At 64.1% G+C, this 23,688-nt stretch carries 26 protein-coding genes and 1 tRNA gene; 13 read left to right on the plus strand and 14 right to left on the minus strand.

Annotation, left to right across the window (positions count from 1 at the left end):
* The first annotated feature begins 38 nt into the window (after positions 1-38).
* From ABIB90_RS03810 to ABIB90_RS03820, 3 genes are all read left to right on the plus strand, one after another.
* On the plus strand, positions 39-3,149 hold the full coding sequence (locus ABIB90_RS03810) for a bifunctional diguanylate cyclase/phosphodiesterase (protein ID WP_354200239.1): 3,111 nt from the start codon (positions 39-41) through the stop codon (positions 3,147-3,149).
* 1 nt (position 3,150) lies between these two features.
* Positions 3,151-4,206: a sensor domain-containing diguanylate cyclase gene (locus ABIB90_RS03815; RefSeq protein WP_354200240.1), complete on the plus strand. Its 1,056-nt coding sequence runs from the start codon at positions 3,151-3,153 to the stop codon at positions 4,204-4,206.
* Between the two features lie 74 nt (positions 4,207-4,280).
* Positions 4,281-4,357, plus strand: a tRNA-Arg gene (locus tag ABIB90_RS03820).
* Between the two features lie 83 nt (positions 4,358-4,440).
* Here ABIB90_RS03820 and ABIB90_RS03825 read toward each other — a convergent pair.
* Positions 4,441-4,650: a hypothetical protein gene (locus ABIB90_RS03825; RefSeq protein WP_007598219.1), complete on the minus strand. Its 210-nt coding sequence runs from the start codon at positions 4,648-4,650 to the stop codon at positions 4,441-4,443.
* A 122-nt stretch (positions 4,651-4,772) separates the two neighbouring features.
* Here ABIB90_RS03825 and dinB point away from each other — a divergent pair, with 122 nt between their 5' ends.
* Positions 4,773-5,876, plus strand: a complete 1,104-nt coding sequence (gene dinB, locus ABIB90_RS03830; RefSeq protein ID WP_354200241.1) for a DNA polymerase IV — start codon at positions 4,773-4,775, stop codon at positions 5,874-5,876.
* A gap of 115 nt (positions 5,877-5,991) precedes the next feature.
* On the opposite strand, the gene ABIB90_RS03835 is transcribed toward dinB, so the two are convergent.
* A complete protein-coding gene (locus ABIB90_RS03835; protein ID WP_007598221.1) occupies positions 5,992-6,285 on the minus strand; it encodes a hypothetical protein in 294 nt (97 codons plus the stop codon).
* Between the two features lie 226 nt (positions 6,286-6,511).
* Positions 6,512-7,198: a DNA-3-methyladenine glycosylase I gene (locus tag ABIB90_RS03840; RefSeq protein ID WP_354200242.1), complete on the minus strand. Its 687-nt coding sequence runs from the start codon at positions 7,196-7,198 to the stop codon at positions 6,512-6,514.
* Between the two features lie 219 nt (positions 7,199-7,417).
* On the opposite strand from ABIB90_RS03840, the gene ABIB90_RS03845 reads away from it, so the two are divergent.
* Entirely contained in the window at positions 7,418-8,245 is an 828-nt protein-coding gene (locus tag ABIB90_RS03845) for a metallophosphoesterase family protein (RefSeq protein WP_354200243.1), read from the plus strand.
* Here the strand turns inward: ABIB90_RS03845 and ABIB90_RS03850 are convergent.
* The 5 genes from ABIB90_RS03850 to ABIB90_RS03870 form a co-directional block, all read right to left on the minus strand.
* Positions 8,184-8,669, minus strand: a complete 486-nt coding sequence (locus ABIB90_RS03850; RefSeq protein ID WP_354200244.1) for a Crp/Fnr family transcriptional regulator — start codon at positions 8,667-8,669, stop codon at positions 8,184-8,186. The two genes, ABIB90_RS03845 and ABIB90_RS03850, sit on opposite strands and share 62 nt — an antisense overlap.
* A gap of 57 nt (positions 8,670-8,726) precedes the next feature.
* The gene (locus tag ABIB90_RS03855; RefSeq protein ID WP_354200245.1) at positions 8,727-9,275 is read right to left on the minus strand and encodes a GNAT family N-acetyltransferase; all 549 of its coding nucleotides are present in this window, start codon (positions 9,273-9,275) and stop codon (positions 8,727-8,729) included.
* Positions 9,276-9,396: 121 nt separating this feature from the next.
* Positions 9,397-10,137, minus strand: coding sequence for a di-trans,poly-cis-decaprenylcistransferase (locus ABIB90_RS03860; protein ID WP_354200246.1), 741 nt, complete (start codon positions 10,135-10,137; stop codon positions 9,397-9,399).
* Between the two features lie 31 nt (positions 10,138-10,168).
* Complete coding sequence (locus ABIB90_RS03865; RefSeq protein ID WP_007598229.1) at positions 10,169-10,543, minus strand: winged helix-turn-helix domain-containing protein; 375 nt, start codon at positions 10,541-10,543, stop codon at positions 10,169-10,171.
* Complete coding sequence (locus ABIB90_RS03870; protein ID WP_354200247.1) at positions 10,530-11,147, minus strand: hypothetical protein; 618 nt, start codon at positions 11,145-11,147, stop codon at positions 10,530-10,532. Before ABIB90_RS03870 ends, ABIB90_RS03865 begins: the two co-directional genes overlap by 14 nt.
* A gap of 202 nt (positions 11,148-11,349) precedes the next feature.
* Between ABIB90_RS03870 and ABIB90_RS03875 the strand changes: the two genes are divergently transcribed.
* Positions 11,350-12,597 (plus strand): S1C family serine protease, encoded by a 1,248-nt coding sequence (locus ABIB90_RS03875; protein ID WP_354200248.1) that lies wholly within the window; start codon positions 11,350-11,352, stop codon positions 12,595-12,597.
* Between the two features lie 76 nt (positions 12,598-12,673).
* Here the strand turns inward: ABIB90_RS03875 and ABIB90_RS03880 are convergent, their stop codons facing one another.
* Positions 12,674-12,952: a DUF3551 domain-containing protein gene (locus ABIB90_RS03880; protein ID WP_007598233.1), complete on the minus strand. Its 279-nt coding sequence runs from the start codon at positions 12,950-12,952 to the stop codon at positions 12,674-12,676.
* A gap of 167 nt (positions 12,953-13,119) precedes the next feature.
* Positions 13,120-14,094, minus strand: a complete 975-nt coding sequence (locus ABIB90_RS03885; RefSeq protein WP_354200249.1) for a Bug family tripartite tricarboxylate transporter substrate binding protein — start codon at positions 14,092-14,094, stop codon at positions 13,120-13,122.
* Between the two features lie 125 nt (positions 14,095-14,219).
* Here ABIB90_RS03885 and ABIB90_RS03890 point away from each other — a divergent pair, with 125 nt between their 5' ends.
* Both ABIB90_RS03890 and ABIB90_RS03895 read left to right on the plus strand, forming a co-directional pair.
* Positions 14,220-14,639 (plus strand): VOC family protein, encoded by a 420-nt coding sequence (locus ABIB90_RS03890; RefSeq protein ID WP_007598236.1) that lies wholly within the window; start codon positions 14,220-14,222, stop codon positions 14,637-14,639.
* A 180-nt stretch (positions 14,640-14,819) separates the two neighbouring features.
* The gene (locus ABIB90_RS03895) at positions 14,820-16,400 is read left to right on the plus strand and encodes an ATP-dependent acyl-CoA ligase (RefSeq protein ID WP_354200250.1); all 1,581 of its coding nucleotides are present in this window, start codon (positions 14,820-14,822) and stop codon (positions 16,398-16,400) included.
* A gap of 114 nt (positions 16,401-16,514) precedes the next feature.
* Here ABIB90_RS03895 and ABIB90_RS03900 read toward each other — a convergent pair whose 3' ends face one another.
* The gene (locus ABIB90_RS03900; protein WP_354200251.1) at positions 16,515-17,609 is read right to left on the minus strand and encodes an HD-GYP domain-containing protein; all 1,095 of its coding nucleotides are present in this window, start codon (positions 17,607-17,609) and stop codon (positions 16,515-16,517) included.
* Positions 17,610-17,964: 355 nt separating this feature from the next.
* On the opposite strand from ABIB90_RS03900, the gene ABIB90_RS03905 reads away from it, so the two are divergent.
* The 4 genes from ABIB90_RS03905 (at position 17,965) to ABIB90_RS03920 (ending at position 20,558) form a co-directional block, all read left to right on the plus strand.
* On the plus strand, positions 17,965-18,729 hold the full coding sequence (locus tag ABIB90_RS03905; protein ID WP_354200252.1) for an alpha/beta fold hydrolase: 765 nt from the start codon (positions 17,965-17,967) through the stop codon (positions 18,727-18,729).
* A 23-nt stretch (positions 18,730-18,752) separates the two neighbouring features.
* On the plus strand, positions 18,753-19,088 hold the full coding sequence (locus tag ABIB90_RS03910; protein ID WP_007598242.1) for a hypothetical protein: 336 nt from the start codon (positions 18,753-18,755) through the stop codon (positions 19,086-19,088).
* 182 nt (positions 19,089-19,270) lie between these two features.
* Entirely contained in the window at positions 19,271-19,942 is a 672-nt protein-coding gene (locus ABIB90_RS03915) for a dienelactone hydrolase family protein (RefSeq protein WP_354200253.1), read from the plus strand.
* 136 nt (positions 19,943-20,078) lie between these two features.
* Entirely contained in the window at positions 20,079-20,558 is a 480-nt protein-coding gene (locus tag ABIB90_RS03920; protein ID WP_007598251.1) for a hypothetical protein, read from the plus strand.
* A 100-nt stretch (positions 20,559-20,658) separates the two neighbouring features.
* Here ABIB90_RS03920 and ABIB90_RS03925 read toward each other — a convergent pair whose 3' ends face one another.
* The 3 genes from ABIB90_RS03925 to ABIB90_RS03935 form a co-directional block, all read right to left on the minus strand.
* Positions 20,659-21,405, minus strand: a complete 747-nt coding sequence (locus ABIB90_RS03925) for a polysaccharide biosynthesis/export family protein (RefSeq protein WP_035993830.1) — start codon at positions 21,403-21,405, stop codon at positions 20,659-20,661.
* 373 nt (positions 21,406-21,778) lie between these two features.
* A complete protein-coding gene (msrA, locus tag ABIB90_RS03930; protein WP_007598255.1) occupies positions 21,779-22,435 on the minus strand; it encodes a peptide-methionine (S)-S-oxide reductase MsrA in 657 nt (218 codons plus the stop codon).
* A 195-nt stretch (positions 22,436-22,630) separates the two neighbouring features.
* Positions 22,631-22,948, minus strand: a complete 318-nt coding sequence (locus ABIB90_RS03935) for a hypothetical protein (RefSeq protein ID WP_007616084.1) — start codon at positions 22,946-22,948, stop codon at positions 22,631-22,633.
* 404 nt (positions 22,949-23,352) lie between these two features.
* Between ABIB90_RS03935 and rpsT the strand changes: the two genes are divergently transcribed.
* Positions 23,353-23,619, plus strand: a complete 267-nt coding sequence (gene rpsT, locus ABIB90_RS03940; protein WP_007598259.1) for a 30S ribosomal protein S20 — start codon at positions 23,353-23,355, stop codon at positions 23,617-23,619.
* Positions 23,620-23,688: the final 69 nt, after the last annotated feature.

The raw sequence follows: 23,688 nt of genomic DNA on the forward strand, positions 1-23,688 counted from the left end.
ATTTGTGTGCTGTATTCCTGTCCCTCCAGGGAGGGGGAATGCGCCAGGTCTTTGCAGGAATTGCAGCCGGAATGTTCCTAGCCGCGAAGCACGGCTGGGAGGCAGCCATTCGGCGCGGACCGGTGCTGTGGCTCACTTTGTGCGGCGTGTTGCTGGTCGCGGGGATCTTCGCGGTGACCGCCATGGCCGTCGGCGAATTTCGCGAACGTACCCTGACCAACCGCGAGCGCGAGCTGGAAAATACGGTGCAGCTGATCGCGCGGCACTTCGATCAGCAATTTGAAGATTCCGACATCGTCGCCGCCGATGTGATCGGGCAGATGAATCTGCCGGAGATCAGTTCGGCCGCGATGTTCCGCGAGCGCATGTCCGGACCCGCGACGAACCAGATGCTGCGGAGCAAGATCGGCCCGGTGTCCTACCTCGGCGACATCGCGATCTACGATGCCGACGGCGAACTGATCAACTGGTCGCGGCCCCAGCCGCTGCCCAAGATCAACATCTCCTCACGGGCCTATTTTCAGACCTTCAAATCGAATCCGATGGCCGAACCGGTGGCGCTGGAGTCGGTCCGCAGCTTCATCATCGGAAAATGGACCACGATTGTCGCGCGTCGGCTGAGCGGCGCGGACGGCAGCTTCCTCGGCACGATGGTCCGCCGGATCGATCCGGACAGCTACCAGAACTATTTCGCGTCCGTTGCGCTTGCGGAGGGCACGGCGATCTCGCTGTTCGACCGCAATGGCAAGATGCTGTCGCGCTACCCGCATGTCGAAGAGCTGATCGGCAGGGACTTCAAGGACGCACCGCTGATGCGCAAGATGCTGGCCGAAGGTGGCCGGCACACCCTGCGCGTCAGGGGCCCGATCGACGGCGACGAGCGCCTCGGCTCCGGGGCCTCGCTGTCGCACTTCCCGCTGGTCATCGTCGCGACCAACACCACGAGAGCCGCGCTGGCCGACTGGCGGCAGCAGACCGGTTTCATGGTCACCACCGCTGCGCTTTCGGCCACCGTGATTGCGCTGATCCTGTTCCTGATCGTTCGCCAGATCAACCGGCAGAACCGTGAGGCGCAGCAACGGCTGGAAGCGGAGCGCGGGCGGCTCGACACCGCCTTGAACAACATGTCGCAAGGGTTGATCCTGTACGATGCCGCCGGATACATCGTCACCTGCAACCGCCGCTACGCCGATATGTTCGGCCTCTCTCACGATGTCATCAAGCCCGGCTGTCACATCCGCGAGGCGATGTATCATCGCAAGGAGCGCGGCGCGTTCGAAGGCGATGTCGAGGCATTTTGCGCCGACGTCATGAGGATCGTCGCGGAGGGCACGGTCTCCACGAGAAGCCATCACTTGCCGAGTGGCCGAGCTTTCCAGGTCATCAACACTCCGCTCGCGCAGGGCGGATGGGTGGCCACGATCGAAGACATCACCGAGCGGCGCAAGCTGGAGCAGGAACGCGACCGCAACTACATGTTCCTGCGCGAGATCATCGACCACATCCCGTCGCAGATCACCGTGAAGGATGCTCAAACGCGGCAATATCTGCTGGTCAACCGGACCGCCGAAGAGCAATTCGGCCAATCGAGTGAAAACATCGTTGGCAAGACTCCCTTCGACATATACCCGGATGCCTCCGCCCGAGTCGTCACCGACGATGACAGCAAGGCGCTGAAGTCGGGCGAGAGATTGTTCAAGGACGAGCATGCCTGGCAGAGCCAGGCCAAGGGGATGCGCTACATCACCTCGACCCGGATCGGAATCCGCGACGAATCCGGCGAGCCGCGTTACCTCATCAACGTCGTCGAAGATGTCACCGAACGGCGGCGCGCCGACGAGAAGATCGCGCATATGGCGCATTACGATGCGCTGACCGACCTGCCCAACCGGGCGCTGTTCCGCGAGCAGATCGAGCGCGAACTGGAGAAGGTCGGCGGCGGCAGCCAGTTTGCGCTGCTCTATATCGACGTCGACGAGTTCAAGGGCATCAACGATTCGCTCGGTCATCACGTCGGCGACGAGCTGTTGAAGGGAATCGCGGCCCGCATCCGCAGCTGCCTCGGACCGGGCGACCTGATCGCGCGGCTCGGCGGCGACGAATTCGCGGTGGTCCAGACCGGGATCAAATCATCCGCCGACGTGGTGTCATTCGTGACGCGGATCTTCGAGGCGATCCGCCGGCCCTATCATTGCTTCGGCCATCAGCTCTCCACCGACGCCAGCATCGGCATCGCCATGGCACCGCAGGACGGCACCGATCTCGACCAGCTCATCAAGAATGCTGATCTCGCGATGTACGGCGCCAAGGCCGAAGGACGCCGCACTCACCGTTTCTTCGAGCCGGAGATGGATGCGAGCGCCAAGGCGCGCCTGAGCCTGGAGCAGGATCTGCGCCAAGCCCTGGTGAACGGCGGTTTCGAGATCCACTATCAGCCGCTGGTCGACCTGCGCACCAACGAAGTCTCGGGATGCGAGGCGCTGCTGCGCTGGCGGCATCCCGAGCGCGGCATGGTGTCGCCGGCGGAGTTCATCCCGATTGCCGAGGACACCGGCTTGATCAACGAGCTCGGCGACTGGGTGCTGCGCATGGCCTGCAACGAGGCCGCGACCTGGCCGGCGCATGTGCGTGTCGCGGTCAACGTCTCGCCGGTGCAGCTCAAATGCGAGACGCTGGCACTGCGGATCGCCGGCGCGCTCGCGGATTCCGGACTTGCCCCGTGCCGGCTCGAGCTCGAGATCACCGAGGCCGTGCTGATCCGCGACGACGAGGCGGCGCTCTCGATCCTGCACCAGCTCCGCGCCATCGGGGTGCGCATCGCGCTCGACGATTTCGGCACCGGCTACTCCTCGCTCAGCTATCTCAAGCGCTTCCCGTTCGACAAGATCAAGATCGACCGCTGCTTCGTCGCTGATATCGCCGAGACGAGCGGCGCGCCCGTGATCGTGCAGGCGGTGGTGAACATCGCCGCCGCCAGCAACATGACCACGGTCGCGGAGGGCGTCGAAACCGAGGCGCAGCGCGAGATGCTGCGCGCGCTCGGCTGCACGGAGATGCAGGGCTATCTCTTCAGCAGACCGAAGCCGGCCAGCGAAGTGCGAAAGCTGTTCGGCCCAAACCATGCCTTGCCGGTGGCGGCGGTGGCCTGACATGGCGAAGCCGGGGAAAACGTCAGCCAAGACGGTCGACGTTGCGGATTCCTACGCCGTGCGGCTGATGCAGCATCTGGTGGTGCCGACCTTCGTGGTCGACCCGAAACGCCGCGTCGTGATCTGGAACAGAGCCTGCGAGCGGCTGACCGGCGTTGCCGCCTCCGAGGTGATCGGCACCAATAAACACTGGCAGGCCTTCTACGAGACCAGGCGCCCTTGCCTTGCCGACCTCGTCGCGCTCGACCGCCCGGAGCAGCTGCCGGAGTTCTATTCCGAATATGCCGCGCGCGGCCATAACGGGCTCGGCTTCAGCGCCGAAAACTGGTGCGTGATGCCGAAGCTCGGCAGCCAGCTCTACCTCGCGATCGACGCCGGTCCTATCCACGACGAGGCCGGCCATCTGATCGCGGTGGTGGAGACGCTGCGCGACCTCACCGACCAGAAGCGCGCCGAGATGGCCCTGAAGGAGCTTGCCACCAAGGACGGGCTGACCGGCCTGTCGAACCGCCGTGCGTTCGACCAGATGCTGATGAGCGAATGGGCCCGCGCCCAGCGGACGCAGAAGGCGATGGCGCTGCTGTTCGTCGACGTCGATCATTTCAAGCTGTTCAACGACCGCCACGGCCACCAGAGCGGCGACGAATGCCTGCGCGCGGTCGCGTCCGTCGTCAGCCGGCATGCCGTGCGCCCGCTCGATCTCGCCAGCCGCTATGGCGGCGAGGAATTCGCGCTGATCCTGCCGGACATGGATTGCGGTGCCGCCTGCGTCATCGCCGACGAGATCCGCTGCGCCGTGATGGCCTTGCGGATCACCCATGGCGCCACCGGGGCCGGTGACCACGTCACCCTCAGCGTCGGCGTCGCCAGCCACATTCCCGGCGAAACCGACGGCAGCCCCGACCGTCTGCTGGCCGCGGCCGACGAGGCGCTCTATGCGGCCAAACGGCTCGGCCGCAACCGGATCATCTGCGCCGAACGGCTGCTCGCCGAGTTCGCCAAGCTCGGGCGGGACGGCGTGCCGGTTCCGGGCCGCGTCGCCAGAAAATCAGCCTAGCCCGAATCAGCCTGGCAGGAGACGGCGGAAGCGGTTGCCCGGCCCCCGCCAATCGGCTAAATGAACCTCGACTAGCACCCGTAGCTCAGCTGGATAGAGCGTTGCCCTCCGAAGGCAAAGGTCACACGTTCGAATCGTGTCGGGTGCGCCAGTCTCTTCCAGTCCGCGCTGGAGCCCCCACCCGAGTGGCCTTGTTACCGCCCGCGCTCAAGTCATCGCCGGCTCAGCGCAAGCTCAATTCAGCATCGAGATGATCGCCTGGACCTGGTCGGAAGCCGACGTGACCAGTCCGTCGTACGACGTCTGGCCGTGTGCGGCCGCCTTCAGGATGCATTCGGCTACGGCCGCTTTCAGACCGAAGACCGACTGATCGGGCGGCACGCTCGCCATCACGGCCTCCAGCGCCTGACGCATGGTTCGAATGAGTTCGGAGCTGTATTGCATGGACTGTCCTCCGGCGGCTCATATTAGAGCGCATGCCCATGCTTGCCACTCACAAGCCTGAGATTGCTCTGTGAATCACACCTCACCTCGCGCTTCGCGCGGCTCAATTGTATCATCTTGCCATGAGCGAATCCGACACGGTGACCGGCGAGACCTCGCCCGTCCGCAAGATCATCCATATCGACATGGATGCCTTCTACGCGTCCGTGGAACAACGCGATCATCCGGAGCTGCGCGGAAAGCCGGTCGCGGTCGGAGGCTCCGCGGAACGTGGCGTCGTCGCCGCCGCCAGCTATGAGGCCCGCGAGTTCGGCGTTCGCTCCGCCATGCCGTCCGTGACGGCGAAGCGACAATGTCCCGATCTGATCTTCGTCAAGCCGCGCTTCGAGGTCTACAAGGCGATCTCCAGGCAGATCCGCGACATCTTCGCGGAGCATACTCCGATCATCGAGCCGTTGTCGCTCGACGAGGCCTATCTCGACGTGACCGAAAACCTGCAAGGCATTCCGCTGGCACGCGACATTGCACTCAAGATCCGCGAGAGGATCAAGGCCGAGACGGGTCTCAACGCGTCGGCCGGCATCTCCTACAACAAGTTCCTGGCCAAGCTCGCCTCCGATCATCGCAAGCCCAACGGTCAGTTCGTGATCTCACCGGAGATGGGACCCGCCTTCGTCGAGACGCTGCCCGTCGGCAAATTCCATGGGATAGGCCCGGCCACGGGCGCGAAGATGAACGCGCTCGGCATGTTCACCGGTCTCGATATTCGTCGTCAGACGCTGGAGTTCATGAATGCGAATTTCGGCAAGTCGGGCGCCTATTACTACTGGATCTCGCGCGGTGTCGACGAACGGCCGGTCCGGGCCAACCGGGTCCGCAAGTCCATCGGCGCGGAGACCACGTTCTCAAGCGATCTCACCGAATTCGACACGCTGGTCGCCGAGCTCAAGCCGCTCGTCGACAAGGTGTGGCGCCATTGCGAGGCGACGGGCAGCCGCGGCCGCACCGTCACCTTGAAGATCAAGTTTGCCGATTTCGAGATCATCACGCGCAGCAGGTCCGCTCTTTCGCCGGTTGCAGGCCGGGACGATCTTGAGCGGCTGGCTTGCGGTCTGCTCGAAGGCGAGATGCCGCTGCCGAAGAGCGTCAGGCTCCTGGGAGTCTCGCTGTCTTCCCTCCAGGCCGGGGACGATGCGGAGCCGCCGCAACTGACTCTCGGCATCTGAACCAAACTGACGGGCTTTCCGCGGACGCAGACAGCCACGTAGAGCGCGCTCGCCACGCGAATCTACGGTGGCGGGTTTTCAGACTCGCCACCGAAGGTCGATCCCCTGGGCCCGATCAATGCCTCACGTGCTCGAACACGACGATCACGCCGGTCGGCTCGGGCTCGTGCGCCATCAGGCGTGTCAGCTCGGAATCGCCCCAATCGGCGAGGCTGACGACTTCGCCGCTCTGGCGCTCGGTGCCGGGGGGCGCCGTGGGCTCGACGACCTTCAGCCCTGTCTCATCGACGAAGAAAGTGTGTTCGCCGAACATGCTGTTGAGCTGCGGCATGGCGGGATGCTCGTCGGGCAGCACCTGAGCGCCGAGCTGGTTGACGGTCTGCTTCACCTGTTCGGATGTGAGCTTCATGAGCTGCTCCGTTTCTGTCACGTCGGTTTCATTGAGCTGAGCCAGACCGGGCGTTCCCTGCGCCGATGTTCGCCTGGCCTATCTCCCGAACAGCTGCTCCGCACAAATGTTCCCGAAAAATGCATTTCGTGATCACGGGTTGCGCCCTGCCGCGCTTGCGGCACGAGATCGCCACAGGACGCACATGATTCGGCATCCCCAGAGCCGAATCCAAGAGCCGAATTCGCTACTCGCTTCTGTTCTCGCCGACGGACAGCGCGCAGATGCGTGACAGATATGTGTAGGACAGCCCGGTCTCCTCGGCCCAGGCGTTGAACTGCGCCTGTACCTTGGCGAGATCGCCCTTCGACTTGACCTCTTCGGCAATGTCGAGACCCGCATCGCGCAGGCACGCCACGACGTCCCTGGACGTCACAAAGCCGTCCCAGCCGACGAACCGCAGCAGCATCTGGCCGGTGTTGCCGCCCAAGCGGCTGCCGCGCTTGCTCAGGAGATCGAGCAGGCCGATCTGGTCGGATGGCGGCCACTTCGCCAGAAACCTGCCGAAGCTGCCGTGCTCTCTTGCGATCTCCTGGACGAAGGCCGCGTTGTCGCGCACTGACCTGATCTTGGCACCGTTGCGCACGATGCGCGCGTCGCGCAGCAGGCCCTCCCAATAATCCTCCGGCTGGAAGGTGAGCTTGGCCGGCTGGAAACGCAGGAAGGCCTCTTCAAACCCGTCCCATTTCGTCTCGATCACGCTCCAGGCAAAGCCCGCGCAAAACACACGCCTGGTCATCTCTGCGAGGATGCGGTCGTCGCCGCGTTTGGCGAGGCCCTTCAGGTCGGGGTTTTCGGGCATCAGCTTTTCGAGCGCCTTGGGCCCGCCCTTGCGCTTTTCAGCGCGAGCACGAATGGTCTTGAAGGAGGTCATTGGGAGACGAGCTGTTGGGGAGACGAGCTGTTGAGGATACGCCACGACATCAGAATTCGATGATCCGGTCCAGCCCGGCGACGCTTCGATACTTGCAGCCGCGGATGAGCCGCAGCATACTGCCCGCGTTGAATTGGCGAGAGACGCGGCTGGTCTGCTTCTTGCGTTCGGATATTTTGCAATCCCGAGCATTCTTGACGTCTCACCCCTGGATTTCCAATGCGCTGTCTGGTCGTGGCCGACCTGCACTATTCGCTGCCTCAGCTCGACTGGCTCGTCAGCGCCGCTCCGCAATTCGACCTCGTGATCTTCGCCGGCGATGCGCTCGACATCGGCTCGATGGTGGATTTTCGCGCGCAGATCGTGGTGGTGAAGAAGTACCTCGCGCTGCTCGCAGCGAAGACCCGCGTGATCCTCTGCTCCGGCAATCACGATCTCGACGAGCGCAATGCGGAAGGCGAAAAGATCTCGCGCTGGATCTCGGAGGTGCGCGAGTTGGGCATTGCCTGCGACGGCGACGGCCTCACCGTCGGCGACACGCTGTTCACGGTGTGCCCATGGTGGGATGGGCCTCTAGTCAAGCAACGCCTCGTCGCGCAGCTCGGCGCGGCCGCGGCCGGCCGGCCACGGCGCTGGATCTGGATCCATCATGCGCCGCCGGCGGATTCACCGACGAGCTGGGGCGGCAAACGCTTCTTCGGCGACGTCGAGCTGGTGCAATGGATCATGCAGTATCAGCCCTCGATGGTGATCTCGGGGCATGTGCATCAATCGCCGTTCATTACCGATGGTTCGTGGTTCGACCGGCTCGGCCAGACCTGGGTGTTCAACGCGGGCCTGCAGCCGGGCCGACCGCCAACGTATATCGTGCTGGACCTCGATGCGGACAGGGCGTTCTGGCTTGCGGCCGGCGAGGCGCAATGGATCGATCTTGGCGCGCCGCTGAATCGGCCCGCCGCTCCGATCGAGACGCCGCCCGACTGGCTCACATTCTTGGATCGGATTGCCGATCCGAGCCTGGCGAGACCTCGAGCGGCGGCAGGTTGATCATGCTCTGGAGCACCTCGCCGACCATGGCCAGATGCGTGCCGTGGCCGGCGTATTGCTGCTTGAGATCGGCGAGATAGGTGTTGGCGACATTGAGCCGCTGCGCCAGCATCTTGGCGATCAGGAGTGCCACGCCCGCCTCCTGCTTGAGGAACGAGGCGGCATCCTCGAATTCGTAGACGACGGAGTCAGAGCAGGCCCGTACGGTCGCAGTGTGCGGCTGCCCCAGCAGCACCGACATTTCGCCCAGCACCGCGCCGGGCTCGGCCACCGTGGCGACCACCATCTCGCCCTTGAGCACTTCGAGCTTGCCCTGCATCAGCACATAGAGATGACCGGTGGTGCCGCCCTCGGCCACGATAGTCGTGCCGGCCGCAACCTGCCGCTCCGTCCCACCGGTGCAATAATCCAGAACTCCACGCATCCGACCAAGCTCCCGTCGCAGGGAGATACTAGGGCACGATCGGCGTCGCGCGCTTGCTCAAATTTGTGGCAAGCCCCGCACCCGCGACAGATGCTTCGCAAGATGGACCGACTGCCAGTCTCCGAGACCAGTGTCCTCGAACCCTGCCTTTTTCGCAAGGCCGCGCATCTCCGCGTTCACACGCGCGGTCTCGGCCGCAATCATCTCGTGACCGAGATCGCTCGCGTGCTTCTCCATGGCTGTCATCATGCGGAGGCCGACGCCCTTGCGCTGAAAGACGTCGGCAACGGAGATGGCGAAATCACCATGCCGTGCAGCCACATCGTAGGCGTATCTGGTTTCGCCGATGATCGTGCCTTGCCCTTCCTGCCTGATCTCGGCGAGCAGGGTGAAATGACCGGGATGGCTGATCCTGGCGACGCATTCGGCCGCGACCATTGCAAAGTCCGCGCGCGCGCCCATGAAGCGCTTGTTGCGCGATGTCGTGGAGAGGCTCGTGAAATAGATCGAGAGGCCCTCGACATCGAACGCGCTGGCCGGCCTGATACGGACCGTGGCGTTCGCTTCGGCGGACTCGACAATGGCATCCAGCAATAAGCGTAACATGCGCGAGGCTCTCGGCAGGTTGCATCGAATGCACACCTAGCCGAGACCACGCGCTGACCGCTTGGACGGTGCTGCCAATCTTGCGGCCGAAAACGAACAGTTCGTTCCTCGGTGCCGAGCGTCACACGCGAGAGAGTGAAGGCACCTCCTCCGGCACGATCGCCTGCAGGCCGCCGAAGCGACGCTCGCGGCCGTGGAAGGAGGCCAGGGCCGCGGCGAGATCGCTTGCGTCGAATTCGGGCCACATCCGCTCGGTGAAGTGCAGCTCGGCATAGGCACCTTCCCAGAGCAGGAAGTCCGACAGCCGTTTCTCACCCGAGGTGCGGATGATGAGATCGACGTCGCGCAAACCCGCCTCGCCGGTGACGAGCTGCGAAAACGCCTCGCGGGTGAGACTCGTCAGCGCCGCCGCCTTTGCCGCCGCGTTGAGGATGGCATCGCGCGCGGAATAGTCGACGGCGATGCGCAAATGAAGCGAGCTTCCGTGCGCGGTGGCATCTTCCGCACGCGAAATCGCATTGGCAATGCCGTCGGGCAAGCGGTCGCGACGGCCGATCACGGTGAGGCGAACGCCGTTCTTGACCAGGCTCTGCACCTCGTTGGCGAGATAGAAGCGCAGAAGCGTCATCAGCGCGGCGACCTCGGCCTTCGGCCTCCGCCAATTGTCGGTGGAGAAGGCGTAGAGCGTCAGCGTGCCGATGCCCTGCTTGGGCGCGGCTTCGACGATGCGGCGGATCGTCTCGACGCCGGCCTCATGGCCGCGCAGGCGCGACAGGCCGCGCCGCGTCGCCCATCTGCCGTTGCCGTCCATGATGATGCCGACGTGAAGCTTCTCGTTGCGGGACACAAGGTCACTTTGCATTGCAAAGTCTCCGGTCAAAAAAGGGGGAGGATCAGGTCGAGACGATACCGAGGCGGCCGAGCGGTGCCGCTTCGCGGCCGGCAGCCTTGGCGGCGTCGCGCACCAGGCGTTCGAGCACGGCGAGATAGTCGAGGAAGCGGCGGCGGCCGGCCTTGGTCAGGCGGCAGGTCGTGTGCGGGCGATTGCCCTCATAGCCCTTGGTCACCTCGACGAGGCCGGCTTCCTGGAGCACGGCGAGATGCCGGCTAAGATTGCCGTCGGTGAGGCCGCAGAGCTGCTTGAGATCGGCGAACGCCAGACCCTTCGGATGCGCCATCAGCGAGGTCAGAAGTCCGAGCCTCGCCTTCTCGTGGATCACGCGGTCCAGTCCTTCATAAGAGAAGGGTGCGCTGTCAGTCTTCGACATCATGGTCTCCGGATGCGAAATGCAGAATGCCCGCCATCACCGACTGCCCGATTACGAACGGCAGGCCCATGGTCCAGGGCGACAGCGTATGGGTTTGGCTCGCGAGCACCACCACCGCAAAACCGGACATGAAATACCATGCGCCGGCGAGCGCCACGGTGCGTGGCAGCGAACGGACCGAGGCGAAAATGCCGAGCGACACCAGGATCTGCCACAAGCCTGGCAGCAGCCACAGCGTTTCGCCCGCGAACTTCCACATCACCACCGCAAGCAGCACACCGGCAACGCCTGCAGGCAGGAACTGCTCGACCGCTTGGTGGATCATCGCATCGGCGAGTCCCGAATGATGGCGGCGCGAACGCGCGCGCATCTCGATGCCGATGATCAGGCCGGAGAGTGCGGCGGCAATGAACCAGCCGAAGAAGAAGTCGAGCGGCTCGCCGGTGGGATCGCCGAGCAGCCAGAATTGCAGGATCGCGGTGAGAAGCGCGACCGCGCCGGTCGCAGCCATCGTCGCCGGGCCGTAGCCGCGGAACGCCGTGCCGGCCGCAATCTGGCTGCGGATCGCCACGATGTCGGCCAGTGCCTTGTCGAGATCGCGCATTGGCAACGCCAAAACCTCGTTCCGCCCATGCTTGCCGGGACTATCGGTCCGGTTACTTTGTACCGCAAAGTATATCGAATCGCAAAGTAAAGGCAAGCCCCGAACGTCGCCCGAGAAGACCTGTCCTCGCCAGACAACTGCCGGTTGCGCGACACCTCCTCCCGCAGATAAGATGCGCGCGAATGCGTTCTGGGGGAAAAGTATGTGGCTTAAGTCATTCATCGTTGCGTCTTTATTGCAGCTGAGCGTCGTCATCGCAGCGCATGCGGCCGGGCCGTTCGGCAGCGTCAAAATCGGCAACTGGGTCGGCGGTGCGTTCAGCAACGACGAAACGGGAGCCTTCTCGCATTGTGCCGCGACGGCGCCTTATGCCAACGGAGTCATTCTCGTCGTCGGCCAGAATTCTGGGGGCTCGTGGATATTGAGCTTTGCGAGTCCCAGCTACCGCTTCACCAAGGGCGAGAACACCGCGATCGACGTCATCTTTGACGGACAGGAGCAGGCCAGACTGTTCGCCACGGCCAACCAGACGAACATGCTCAGCTCCGTCATGCCTGCGAACGTGGTCCGAACGTTTCAGAAGGCGAGCCTGATGGTCGCGACGAGCGGCCGCACCGTGCTGAATTTCGACCTGACCTCGGCCGGGCCCGTGATTGCGGCATTGGCCAATTGCGTCACCAAGGTCAAAGCCGACGGGCTGAGCAAGGCCGGCGATTTCACAAAGGTTGCCGCCAAGCCGCAGGCCACGCCGGACAAGCAGGCACCGCCAGCCAACGGCAGCAAACCTGCCAGAGCCAAGAGCGGCACCGGCTTTGTCGTGAGCGCCGGCGGACACATCGTCACCAACAACCATGTCATCGATGGCTGCGTCGGCGACATCAAGGGCAATCTCACCGGCGACGCCTCGATGGTGCTGCGCGTCGTGTCGAGCGATGCCAACAACGATCTCGCTCTGTTGCAGGCGCCGTCGACGACCGCGTTCAAGGAGTTCGCCAGGATCCGCGACCGCTCGATCCGCTCCGGCGATTCCGTCGTCGCGATCGGCTTTCCGTTCCATGGATTGCTGACTTCGGATTTCACCGTGACGACTGGCATCGTCAGCTCGCTCAGCGGCATGCGCAACGATTCGCGTTTCCTGCAAATCAGTGCGCCGGTGCAGCCCGGCAATAGCGGCGGCCCGCTGTTCGACACCGCCGGGCAGATCGTCGGCGTCGTCACAGGAAAGCTGGACGGGTTACGGGTCGCCGCTGCGACCGGCAACATCCCCGAGAACATCAACTTCGCGATCAAGACCGGCGCGCTGCGCGACTTCCTCGACAACTCCGTGGTGCCCTACCAGACTGCCGAACCGAAGGGCGAGATCAAGACCACCGACATCGCCGGCAATGCGCGGCCCTATACGATGCTGATCTCGTGCAACGGCACGGAGCAGGCTGAGGCGAAGCGGTAGCGGCAAGGCAGGCGGCGTCTGCGCGGCCGCGGATGGCGCGAACGCGATCCGGGCTACCAGTCAAACCGAGAGTTCCTTAATACGGCGCCACGGGCCGCGTGCGCCGCGACTGCCGCGGTTGCGGCAGGGACGATTGACCGTAGGCGACGAGCGGGTTGGGCCCGCAGGCCATGAGCCGGCCCGACACACTGGCCTGACATTGTCCATAGGTGCTGTAGGTGCAATCGCCGGGATACTCGTACCCGCCGCCCTGGGCACACCAGGGATAGTCGTGCGCCGCTGCCGGCGTGACGGCGGAGAAGCCGGCAAGGAGTGTCGCGCCGAGGCCCAGCAGTGCCAATTGCGTCTTGCGCATGATCCCAACTCCTATCCTCACAGCGCGAGATACGCGCCATATAACATCAGGTTTCGCCACGCCGTTTTATTCCAGATCGACGGGCGCTGACACGCAAGAAACCTTGATACGCAAGAAAAAAGCCCTGCCGAACGGGCAGGGCTCCGATCACGGACATCACAAGATCGCTACTCGACCTTCAGGCCGGCGAACTCGACGACCTTCTTCCATTTCTCGGTCTCGGCCTTGATCTCCTCGCCGAACGCCTCGGGCGTCTGTGCCCGCGGCTCGCCGCCGAGCTCGACCAGGCGTTTGGCCATGTCCGGCTCCTTTATCAGCGTGTTGATCTCGCTGTTGAGCTTGGCAATGATCTCCTTGGGCGTGTTCTTCGGTGCCCCCATGCCGAACAGCGCGCTCGCCTCGTAATCCTTCACGGTCTCGCCGATCGCCGGCACGTCGGGCAGCTGCGGCGAGCGCTCCGCCGTGGTGACGCCGATGGCGCGGAGCGAGCCGGACCGGATGTGCTGGATGATCGAGGGCATGTTGTCGAAGATCACCTGCACCTGGCCGCCGAGCATGTCGGTGATCGCCGGCGCGGCGCCGCGATAGGGCACGTGCTGCATCTTGCAGCCCGTCAGCGCCATGAACATCTCGCCGGACAGATGCACCGAGGTGCCGTTGCCCGAGGAGGCCATGTTGACCTTGCCGGGATTGGCCTTCACGTATTCGATGAACTCGGCGACGGTCTTGGCCGGCACGTCCTTGTTGACGGTCATCACGTTCGGCACGCGCTGGAACGAGGCGACTGGCGCGATGTCGCGCACGAAGTTGAACTTCAGGTTGGTGTAGAGCGAGGCGTTGATGTAATTGGCCGGATTGACCAGTTGCAACGTGTAGCCGTCGGGCTCGGCGTTGACGACCGATTCGGTCGCGATATTGTTGCCGGCACCCGGCTTGTTCTCGATCACGAATTGCTGGCCGAACTTCTCCGACAGCCGCTGACCGATCAGCCGCGCCAGGATGTCGGTCGCCCCGCCCGGCGGATAGCCGACCACCCATTTCACCGGGTGGGTCGGGTAATCGGCGGCAAGGGCCTTCGACAGCGGGCTGGCTGCAAGCGGACTGGCGGCGAGCAGGCTCAGCGCGGTACGGCGAGTGATCATTTCAAGGGTTCTCCCAACGTGTTGTTCTTGAAGCCAGACAGCTTGAAAATGGCGTCGGCGCGGTTGTAACAAAGCTTGCCGCAGGCGGAAAGTGCACGGGGCGCATCACGACGAAAGGATAAGGCATGGCGATCAAGGTCGAAGCCCTCGATCATCTCGTGATCAATGTCGCGGACGTCGCAGTGACCGCCGAGTGGTACGGCAAGATTCTCGGCATGGAAGTCAAGGTGTTCGACCCCGGCGGCGGCAAAGCGCCGCGGACTTCTCTTCAATTCGGTAACCAGAAGATCAACGTCCGGCCGCGCGATGCCGACAAGGTGGAGTGGTTCACCGCGGACCACCAGACCGCCGGCAGCGAGGATCTGTGCTTCCTCACCTCAGCAAGCCCCGACGAGGTGGTGGCGCATTTGAAGGCACATGGCGTCGCGATCGAACAAGGCCCGGTTCTCAAGCAGGGCGCCCGCGGCACGCTGCGCTCGGTCTATTGCAGGGATCCGGATGGCAGCCTGATCGAAATTTCGTCATACGAGGACGGCGGCCGGTAAGGCCAAGCCGCCTGCCCCACGCACCGTCATTGCAAGGAGCCCTGCGACGAAGCAATCCAGACTCTCTCCGGGGAGGGATTCTGGATTGCTTCGCTACGCTCGCAAGACGGCCGAAAGAGCAGGAAGACGCAATCATCAAAACGCAGCCGCGAGCAAGATGCAGGCTGCACGGGAGGACATATGCCGAATTCGCAAGCCGCCGCCGGAATCGTCGGCCCATTCGACGGGCTCGACGTGCCCTGGCTGCTGAAGATGCGGGCCGAGGTGCGCAGCTCACATCCGTTCCTGATCTGGGCGCCGTTCGACGCGCCCGCGCGGCGCTGGAGCTATGGCGAGTTTCACGAGCGGGTCGGCGCGCTCGCGGCGGGACTGGCGAAGCGCGGCGTGAAGCCGGGCGAATATGTGCTCATCCATCTCGACAATTGCATCGAGGCGCTGCTGGCCTGGTTCGCCTGTGTCGAGTTGGGCGCGATCGCGGTGACCACCAACACGCGCTCGGCACCGGCCGAGCTCGACTATTTTGCCGATCATTGCGGCGCGGTCGCCGCGATAACGCAGCCGGCCTATGCCGAGATCGTCGCGCAGAACTGCCGCAACATCCGCTGGATGGCGGTGACCTCGCATGATTCCGGCACGGCGCCCGCAAAATCGGTCTCGCGCGGCGATAGTTTCGAATCGCTGTTCGCCGACAGCGCCGACCGTCCCAGGCGTGCGACCGATCCGCTCGCGCCGTGCAGCGTGCAATACACCTCGGGCACGACATCGCGCCCCAAGGCGGTGCTGTGGACCCACGCCAACGCGCTGTGGGGCGCCAAGATCAACGCCGCGCATGAGGACCTGCACGCCGGCGACGTGCACCAGGCCTATCTGCCGCTGTTCCACACCAACGCGCTGGCCTATTCGATGTTGGCGACGCTATGGGTCGGTGCCACCTGCGTGATCCAGCCGCGCTTTTCCGCCAGCCGGTTCTGGGGCGCCGCGCGCGAGCACGGGTCGACCTGGACCTCGACGATTCCGTTCTGCATGAAGGCGCTGCTCGAGCAGGAGATCCCGAGGGATCACAAATTCCGCCTGTGGGGCACCGCGATCAACGAACCGCCGGCCTTCGCCGCCTTCGGCGTCAAGATCATCGGCTGGTGGGGCATGACAGAGACCATCACCCACGGCATCGTCGGCGAGATCGACCAGCCCAACATCCCGATGTCGATCGGCCGCGCCGCGAGCGAATACCAGATCCGCATCACCGACGATGACGGACGGGCGACCGAGGTCGGCGACACCGGCAACCTCTCGATCAAGGGCATTGTCGGCCTGTCGCTGTTCGCCGAATATCTGCACAACGAGAAGGCGACGCGCGAGAGCTTTGACGAGCACGGCTTCTTCCTCACCGGTGATCGCGTGGTGCGGCTGGAGAACGGCTATATCCGCTTCGGGGATCGCAGCAAGGACATGCTCAAGGTCGGCGGCGAGAACGTCGCGGCGTCCGAGATCGAGCAGGTGATCGCAATCGTCCCCGGCGTGCGCGAGGCCGCCGTGGTGGCGAAGACGCATCCGATGCTGGACGAGGTGCCGGTCGTCTTCATCATCCCGCGGGGTGGCGTCGCCGCTGCGCGGCCCGATCTGCATGACAACGTGATGGCTGCCTGCCGCAAGAGCCTCGCCGACTTCAAGGTGCCGCGCGAGATCCGCTTTGTCGACGACATGCCGCGCTCGACGCTGGAGAAGGTGGCGAAGGCGGAGCTGAGGAAGATGGTGGGGTGAGGCGTAAAGTAGGGTGGGTTAGCCGAAGGCGTAACCCACCAACTTCGTCCGGCAAATGTGGAAGCATGGTGGGTTACGCTACGCTAACCCACCCTACGGCTACGACACGGGAGCTCAGAACGACCCCAGCGCCACCGGGCGGAACGCCTGCAATAGCTGCTGGTCCAGCTTGCCGCCCATGCCTTCCATCATCGTAAACGCGCGCGAGTGGGTGAAGGGCATGCGATAGGCGCGCTTCTCCACGAGTGCCGCGTAGATGTCGACGATCGTCGTGACCCGCACGATATCGCTGATCTGGTTCGACGAGAGATTGTTGGGATAGCCGGAGCCGTCGAGGAATTCGTGGTGATGCAGCACGACGTCGAGCATCTCCGGCGGGAAGCCGCCTTGAGCCGCGAGCGCGTCATAGCCGCGGCGCGGATGCTGGCGGACTTCGGCCATCTCCTCGTCGGTGAGCTTGCCGGGCTTGTCGAGCAGCGCGGAGGGAACGAAGGCCTTGCCGACGTCGTGCAGCAGCGCGGCGCGGGTCAGCCGGCGTTGGTCGTCCTCGCGCATGCCGAGATGCTGGGCAAAGGAGACCGCAAATCCGGTCACGAACAGGCAGTGCCGATAGCTGCCGACATGGTGGCAGCCCACCGTGGTGAGCCACTCGCGCAGCGAGGAGTGCTTGATCGCCTTCAGGATCTTGCTCTCGGCGGCGATGACGTCGTCGAAGGTCAGGGGCACGCCGAGCGGCAGCTTCTCGAACATCTTCTTCAGCACCGCATGCGCGGCCTCGACGCCGCGGTTGAGCGTCTTGCCGCGATCGGTCGCGTCATAGACGGCGGTGTCGGGGAAGGCTGCGCGGATGCGCTGCAGGATGTCCTCGGGCTGAAGCGGCCGCGAGATGGTGTCGGTGGCGCCCAGCGCCCAGGCCTGCATGGTGCCGTGATGCAGAGCGTCCGCAAGCACGAACAGACGAGGCATCGAACGATAGGCATCGCCGCGCAGCTTGTTGCGCACCCGTTGCACGCTCTCGGGCGAGCGCAGATTGATGTCGACCACGAGGCCGGAGAGATCGCGCGAGGGCTGCTCGGGGAGTTCCTGCGTCGTCACTGTCGCAACGTCGCCGACGGCCTTGAGGATGCTGGCGAGTTCGCTGCTCTCGTCGCTCCGGTCGGAGGCGAGCAGGAGCCGGCGTTTGGCGGCGGGTTTGGCTGAGGCGTTCATGGCTTCCCCAAGAGCACGGGCGTGTTTCGGGCAGAAGCCTAAGCCGGATCAGGTTCTCCGGCCCTTAAGAGGCGTGCTCAATGGAGCCTTCCGGAATTGAGTGCAATTTTAGGGATCTCGGGTTCCATGGCAGGAATGGCGCAAAAAGGGCGAAAACAACCCCATGCACAGTAGGCGGGCCATTGATGACAAAGGGGAATTTCTCCGTCATGGCCGCCTGAAAATGCAAACTAATCCGCCGGAGGTTGACCTCCGGCGGATCATCTTGTTCAGCACGCTAGACTTACGTCTTCATCACGCCCTTCACGGCTTCGGCGTCGTGAGAGAGAATAAGAAAACAAAAAGGGTGGAAACAATGCCGAGGATCGATCGAGACGGCGTCGGAATCTATTACGAGATCCATGGCGAAGGCCCGCCGCTGCTGCTGACTCACGGTTACTCATCGACCTCGGCGATGTGGCATGGGCAGGTCGAGGCGCTTGCCAGGGACCACAAGCTGATCTTGTGGGACATGCGCGGTCACGGCCAGTCCGATTATCCCGACGATCCCGCCGCTTATAGCGAAGCGCTCACGGTCGGCGACATCGCGGCGATCCTGGATGCGGTCGGCACTGAGCGCGCCATCATCGGCGGGCTGTCGCTCGGCGGCTATATGTCGCTTGCCTTCGCTCGCGCGCATCCAATGCGCGTTCGCGCGCTGCTGATCATCGACACCGGACCGGGATTCAAGAAGGACGATGCACGCGAGGCCTGGAACGCGCGGGCGCTCGCCACTGCCGACAAGCTCGATCGCGAAGGGCTCGACGTGCTGAAGGCCGCAACGCGCGAGCGCGCCACCGCGAGCCATCGCAATGCCAAGGGATTGGCGCTCGCCGCACGCGGCATGCTGACCCAGCGCGATGCGAAGGTGATCGAGCTGCTGCCGGAGATCAAGGTGCCCAGTCTGGTCGTGGTCGGCGCCGACGACACACCGTTCCTCGCCGCGTCGGACTACATGGCCGCGAAAATTCCCGGCGCACAAAAGGTCGTGATCCCCGCCGCCGGACACGCCGTCAACATCGACCAGCCCAAGGCTTTTATTGACGCGGTGCTGCCTTTCCTGAAGAACTTGCCGGAATAGGACGATCGGACGGGAACACGGCAATGAAGCGAGCGATGTTGGCTGCGGGCGCGGTGTTGCTGTCGGTATCCGCGCAGGCCGAGCAATTCGGCGGGACACCGCCCCGCCTGCCCTTCGTCGCGACGTTGTCGAACAACACGCCGCTCGCCTTCGGCATGGATGCAGGGCAAACCGCGCGCGCCCTCGGCCAGCCTCTGCAATATGTGCGCGGACGCCCCGGCAACGAGATCTATCTCGCGCTTCGCAACATCGGCGGCAGCGGACTGATCTCCAACCGTCACCGCCTGTTCCTGCAATTCCGCCACGGAAGGCTGGCGGGATGGAAGGAGGATTACGGCGAGAACTGGATGTGGGAGTGAGGTGGGCGCGCAACCGCCTCCCCTCATCCTGAGGAGCTTGCAAAGCAAGCGTCTCGAAGGATGAAGGCCCCGCTGCTGCATCTCGGCCTCTATCCTTCGAGACGCGCGCGAAGAGCGCGCTCCTCAGGATGAGGAGAGAGAGCGGAGTTCGTGATCGACGATCAACAAGAAGGACAACCCGCGTGGGACAAGACATCAGACTGACCGCCTCCGATAATTTCCAGCTCGGCGCCTATCGCGCTGATCCCGCAGGCCCCCCGAAGGGCGCGGTGGTGGTGATCCAGGAGATTTTTGGGGTCAACCATCACATCCGCTCGGTCTGCGATCGCCTCGCCGGGGAAGGCTATGTCGCGATCGCGCCGTCGATCTTCGACCGGACCTCGCCGGGCTTCCAGTCGGGCTACACGCCTGACGAGATCGCCGAAGCGCGCAAATTCGTCGCCAATCCCGACTGGGACGCGATGCTGCGCGACACGCAAGCCGCGATCGATGCGGTGAAGAGCGTCGGCCCGGTCGGCATCATCGGCTTTTGCCTGGGCGGCAGCGTCGCCTTCGTCGCGGCGACGCGGCTGTCGGGCCTGAAGGCCGCGATCGGCTATTACGGCGGCGCCGTCGTGCGCTTTGCCGACGAAACACCAAAAGTTCCGACACAGCTGCATTTTGGCGAAAAGGATGCCGGCATTCCCCTGACCGACGTCGAGACCATCAAGACGAAGCGGCCGGACGTGGAAATCTTCGTCTATCCGGGCGCGCAGCACGGCTTCCATTGCGACGAGCGGGCGAGCTACGACAAGGCCAGCGCCGACATCGCCTGGCCGCGCAGCATGGAATTTTTCGCGAAGCATTTGCAATAGCGCGGCTGATCTCTCCACCGTCATTCCGGGCTCGCGCTCCGGAATGACGAGGGCGGAGAGCAGGAATCGGGTGGCTGCATCCTGCCGGGCGGCGATAGAGCTGGCTGATCAAGCCAACTCACGCCGGGAGATCGTGATGCAGCAGGCCAATACGAACATCGTCATCCGCAATCCGTTCGGCACCATGGACGTTCCCGGTCCTGACGATCGCGAGGTCATGGACTATGCCGCAACCGCCTTACTTTCGGGCGATGCGGCCGACGTCAACGCGGCGCATTGGGCAGACATTCAGGCGCCGTCCGATCCTCTGGAAGGCCCGTGGGCCAGCCGCTGGAATGGCGGCGCCGATCCGACCATCGCCGGCGATACGCCGGAGACGTGGAAAGACGGGCGCGCGGAGGTGCGGGTCGCAGGCGGACGCATCTATCTGCGCTTCGATTGGGATCACGGCCGACGGCACGGGCTGATCGATGCTGCGCGCGAGGGCGCGCGCCTAGTCGGGAAATACATCAACCTAACCAATCCCGCGATCACGCGGCCATGGATCGGGCGCGTGGTCGATGCCGCGCGCATCGATGGATGTTTTCCGAACGGGCGGCTGGATTTCAGAAGGTGAGCTAGAGCTTCGGTTCTGATTGCATCAGAACCGAGGCTCTAGATTCTTTTTTGACGCGTTTTCTTCACGCGAACCGGTATCCACTTCGCTCGAAAACGCTCTAGAACCAGCGCTCGCCGACAAATACGGTGTCGCCCGGCGCCAGTGGGGTGCCGAGCGGCACCACGGCGCGCATGGCGCCGCCGGCTTCGGTATGCGTGACGGTGACCACATCGCGCTTGGCGCGTGGCGAGAAGCCGCCCGCGATTGCCACGGCGCTTTCGACCGTCATGTTCGGCACGTACGGATACTGGCCGGGCGCGGAGACTTCGCCGAGAATGAAGAACGGGCGATAGGCCTCGATCTCGACGGCGACCGAGGGCTCGCGGATGTAGCCGTTGCGCAGCCGTGCGGCGATCTCGCCGGCCAGACCCGCCGGCGTGCGGCCGCGTGCCGGCACGCCGCCGATCAGCGGCATCGTGATGGAACCGCCGGCGTCGATCGCGTAGCTGTTGGTGAGACCTTCCTGGCCGTAGACCACGACGCGCAGCCTGTCGCCGGCGTCGAGATGGTAGGAGGAATCGTAGCGGACCGGCGCCGCCATCGGCGCGGCATAACCGACCGGCATGGGCGCGGGCGAAGAGGCAAAGGAATTGCGCAACGCCCCGATGGCGCCGCCACCGTCGCCGACGACGACCGGCTGAGGCGCGTAATAGGGCTGGCCATAGGCCATGGAGTCGAGATCGGCGCGCGGCTGCATCACCGCGACGGGGCCGGCGGTCTGCATGCAGCCGCCAAGGCCAAGCGCGGCGGACGCTGCCAGGGACGCTGCCAAGATCGACCATCGAAACGCGCGTGCAACCGGCACCGGACTTATCCCTCGAAACGAGACAGATCCAGTGATGCACCGGTTATGGTTAATAAAGCGTTGAGGGGGCGGGCGGCGCGACGATGCGGCTACGGCGCAGTGCGCTCCCTCTCGCTTGCGGGCGCGGCTAGCGCATATGGCCTTTTGGGCCAAGCTGAACAAGCGCCTCGTCCTTCGAGACGACCGCTCCGCGGTCTCCTCAGGATGAGGCTAATCGGCATCGGTGCCTGCTGGCACTATTGCCGCAGACGCCGTCCTCATCCTGAGGAGCCCGCCTAAAGCGGGCATCTCGAAGGATGGGCCACAGGAAACTGCTCTCAAATGCGCCGACCTCTCCCGCAAGCGGGAGAGGTGCACCACCTTCGCGGCTGGCTTACGCGCTCACACCGACGCCGATCGGGCAGGACACGCCGGTGCCGCCAAGGCCGCAATAACCGGCGGGATTCTTGGCCAGATATTGCTGATGATAGTCCTCGGCAAAGTAGAATTGGCCGGCGGGTGCGATCTCGGTGGTGATGGTGCCGAGACCTTTTGCAGCAAGCGCTTTCTGATAGAGCGCCTTCGATTGATCGGCCGCTTTTTTCTGCGCGTCTGAATAGGTGTAGATCGCGCTTCGGTACTGCGTGCCGACGTCGTTGCCCTGACGCATGCCCTGCGTCGGGTTGTGGCTCTCCCAGAACGTCTTCAACAGCTTCTCGTAGGACACCTTGGTCGGATCGAACACGACCAGCACCACTTCGGTGTGACCGGTGCGGCCCGAGCAGGTCTCTTCATAGGTCGGGTTCGGCGTGTGGCCGCCGGCATAGCCGACGGCGGTGGTGTAAACGCCGTCGCCAAGCTCCCAGAACTTGCGCTCGGCGCCCCAGAAGCAGCCGAGCCCGAACACCGCCTGCTCGAGACCTGCTGGATAAGGCGGCTGCAACTTCGTGCCGTTGACGAAATGGGTGGTCGCGGTCGGAATGGCTTGCGCACGGCCCGGCAGCGCTTCATTGGCGCTCGGCAATGCGGTGGTCTTGCGCATGAACAGCATGGACGGATCTCCGGGAACGAGCTGTCCGTCGCCCAGGACAAGCTATTGAGACAAGGCGATGAGCCAAGCGCTCAGGCGGCGTGCTCGCGATCAGGTGGGAATATAGGTCTTTACGCGCAAAGGGGCAGCCCTGTTACGCCGCGCGCGGCCGCTTCAGTCGCGCGAATTGAAAGCTCAATCCCGGGAATTGAAAGCTCAATCCCGGGAATAGCCGATCAACGGCTTGCGCGGGCGGAACAGGATCATCAGGAGGATACCGAGAATGCCGAGGACGGCGAAAACCGGCTGATCCAGCACCAGGCGGATCACCGAGGTCCAGAGCCAGGGCGCCTTGGCCTCGACCCAGGTCCGGAACGCCGTCTGGCTGGCCTGATTGATGTCGTTCCAGAACTGGCCGAAGCGGGTGAACCGCAGGGTCTGGTCGGCCACCCAGCGGGCGCCGTCATAGACCATGAAGATGAACCCGCCGGCGAGCAGCAACAGCCCAATCAGTCGGAAAAAGCCGCGGATCATGCCTCACCCTCTATAGTCGTCCGATCGGACGACCCTCGGAACGCCGCCAGCCAATACAAGGGAGACGGCAGAAATTCAACCTCTTCAGGGCGTTACGGCACTCATCCCTGGCCTGAGGGGCTGCTTGTCCAGCCCGGGAAAGCGTTGACGGTGCCAAAGACCCTCTCTATAAGGGCGCCAACTGGCGGCGGGCGCAATCCTGCCGCCGCTGTTCTTTGAGCAGATGCAGGCTCCTTGGGCTGAGAGGCTCCCTGGGCCTCAGAGACGGCCCGCAAGGCTGTCGCTCACGTTCCGGGAACAGCCTAGCAACCGAACACCCTAATTCCGAGCGTCGATTACGCGGTCAAGCAAGCCGGCGCTACCCGACCAAGACGCGACCGGTACCCGCAAAGGACATTGAGACCATGGCCAATACCACTTCCGCCAAGAAAGCGACGCGCAAGATCGCCCGCCGCACCGCCGTCAACAAGTCGCGCCGCACCCAGATGCGCGGTGCCGTGCGTAACGTCGAAGAAGCCATCAAGACCGGCGACCGCGCCGCTGCCGTGACGGCGCTGGCGAATGCCGAGCCCGCCTTGATGCGCGCCGCGCAGCGAAACATCATTCATAAGAACAATGCCAGCCGCAAAGTCTCGCGGCTTACCGCGCAGATCGCCAAGCTCGCCAAGTAAGCTCGCGAGCGTTCTGGCACGCCGTCCGATCGCGTCGTTCGATCGGACGATCCGGCCGCACATCGCACA

The organism is Bradyrhizobium sp. JR4.1 (assembly GCF_040548605.1).
Lineage (GTDB): Bacteria > Pseudomonadota > Alphaproteobacteria > Rhizobiales > Xanthobacteraceae > Bradyrhizobium > Bradyrhizobium canariense.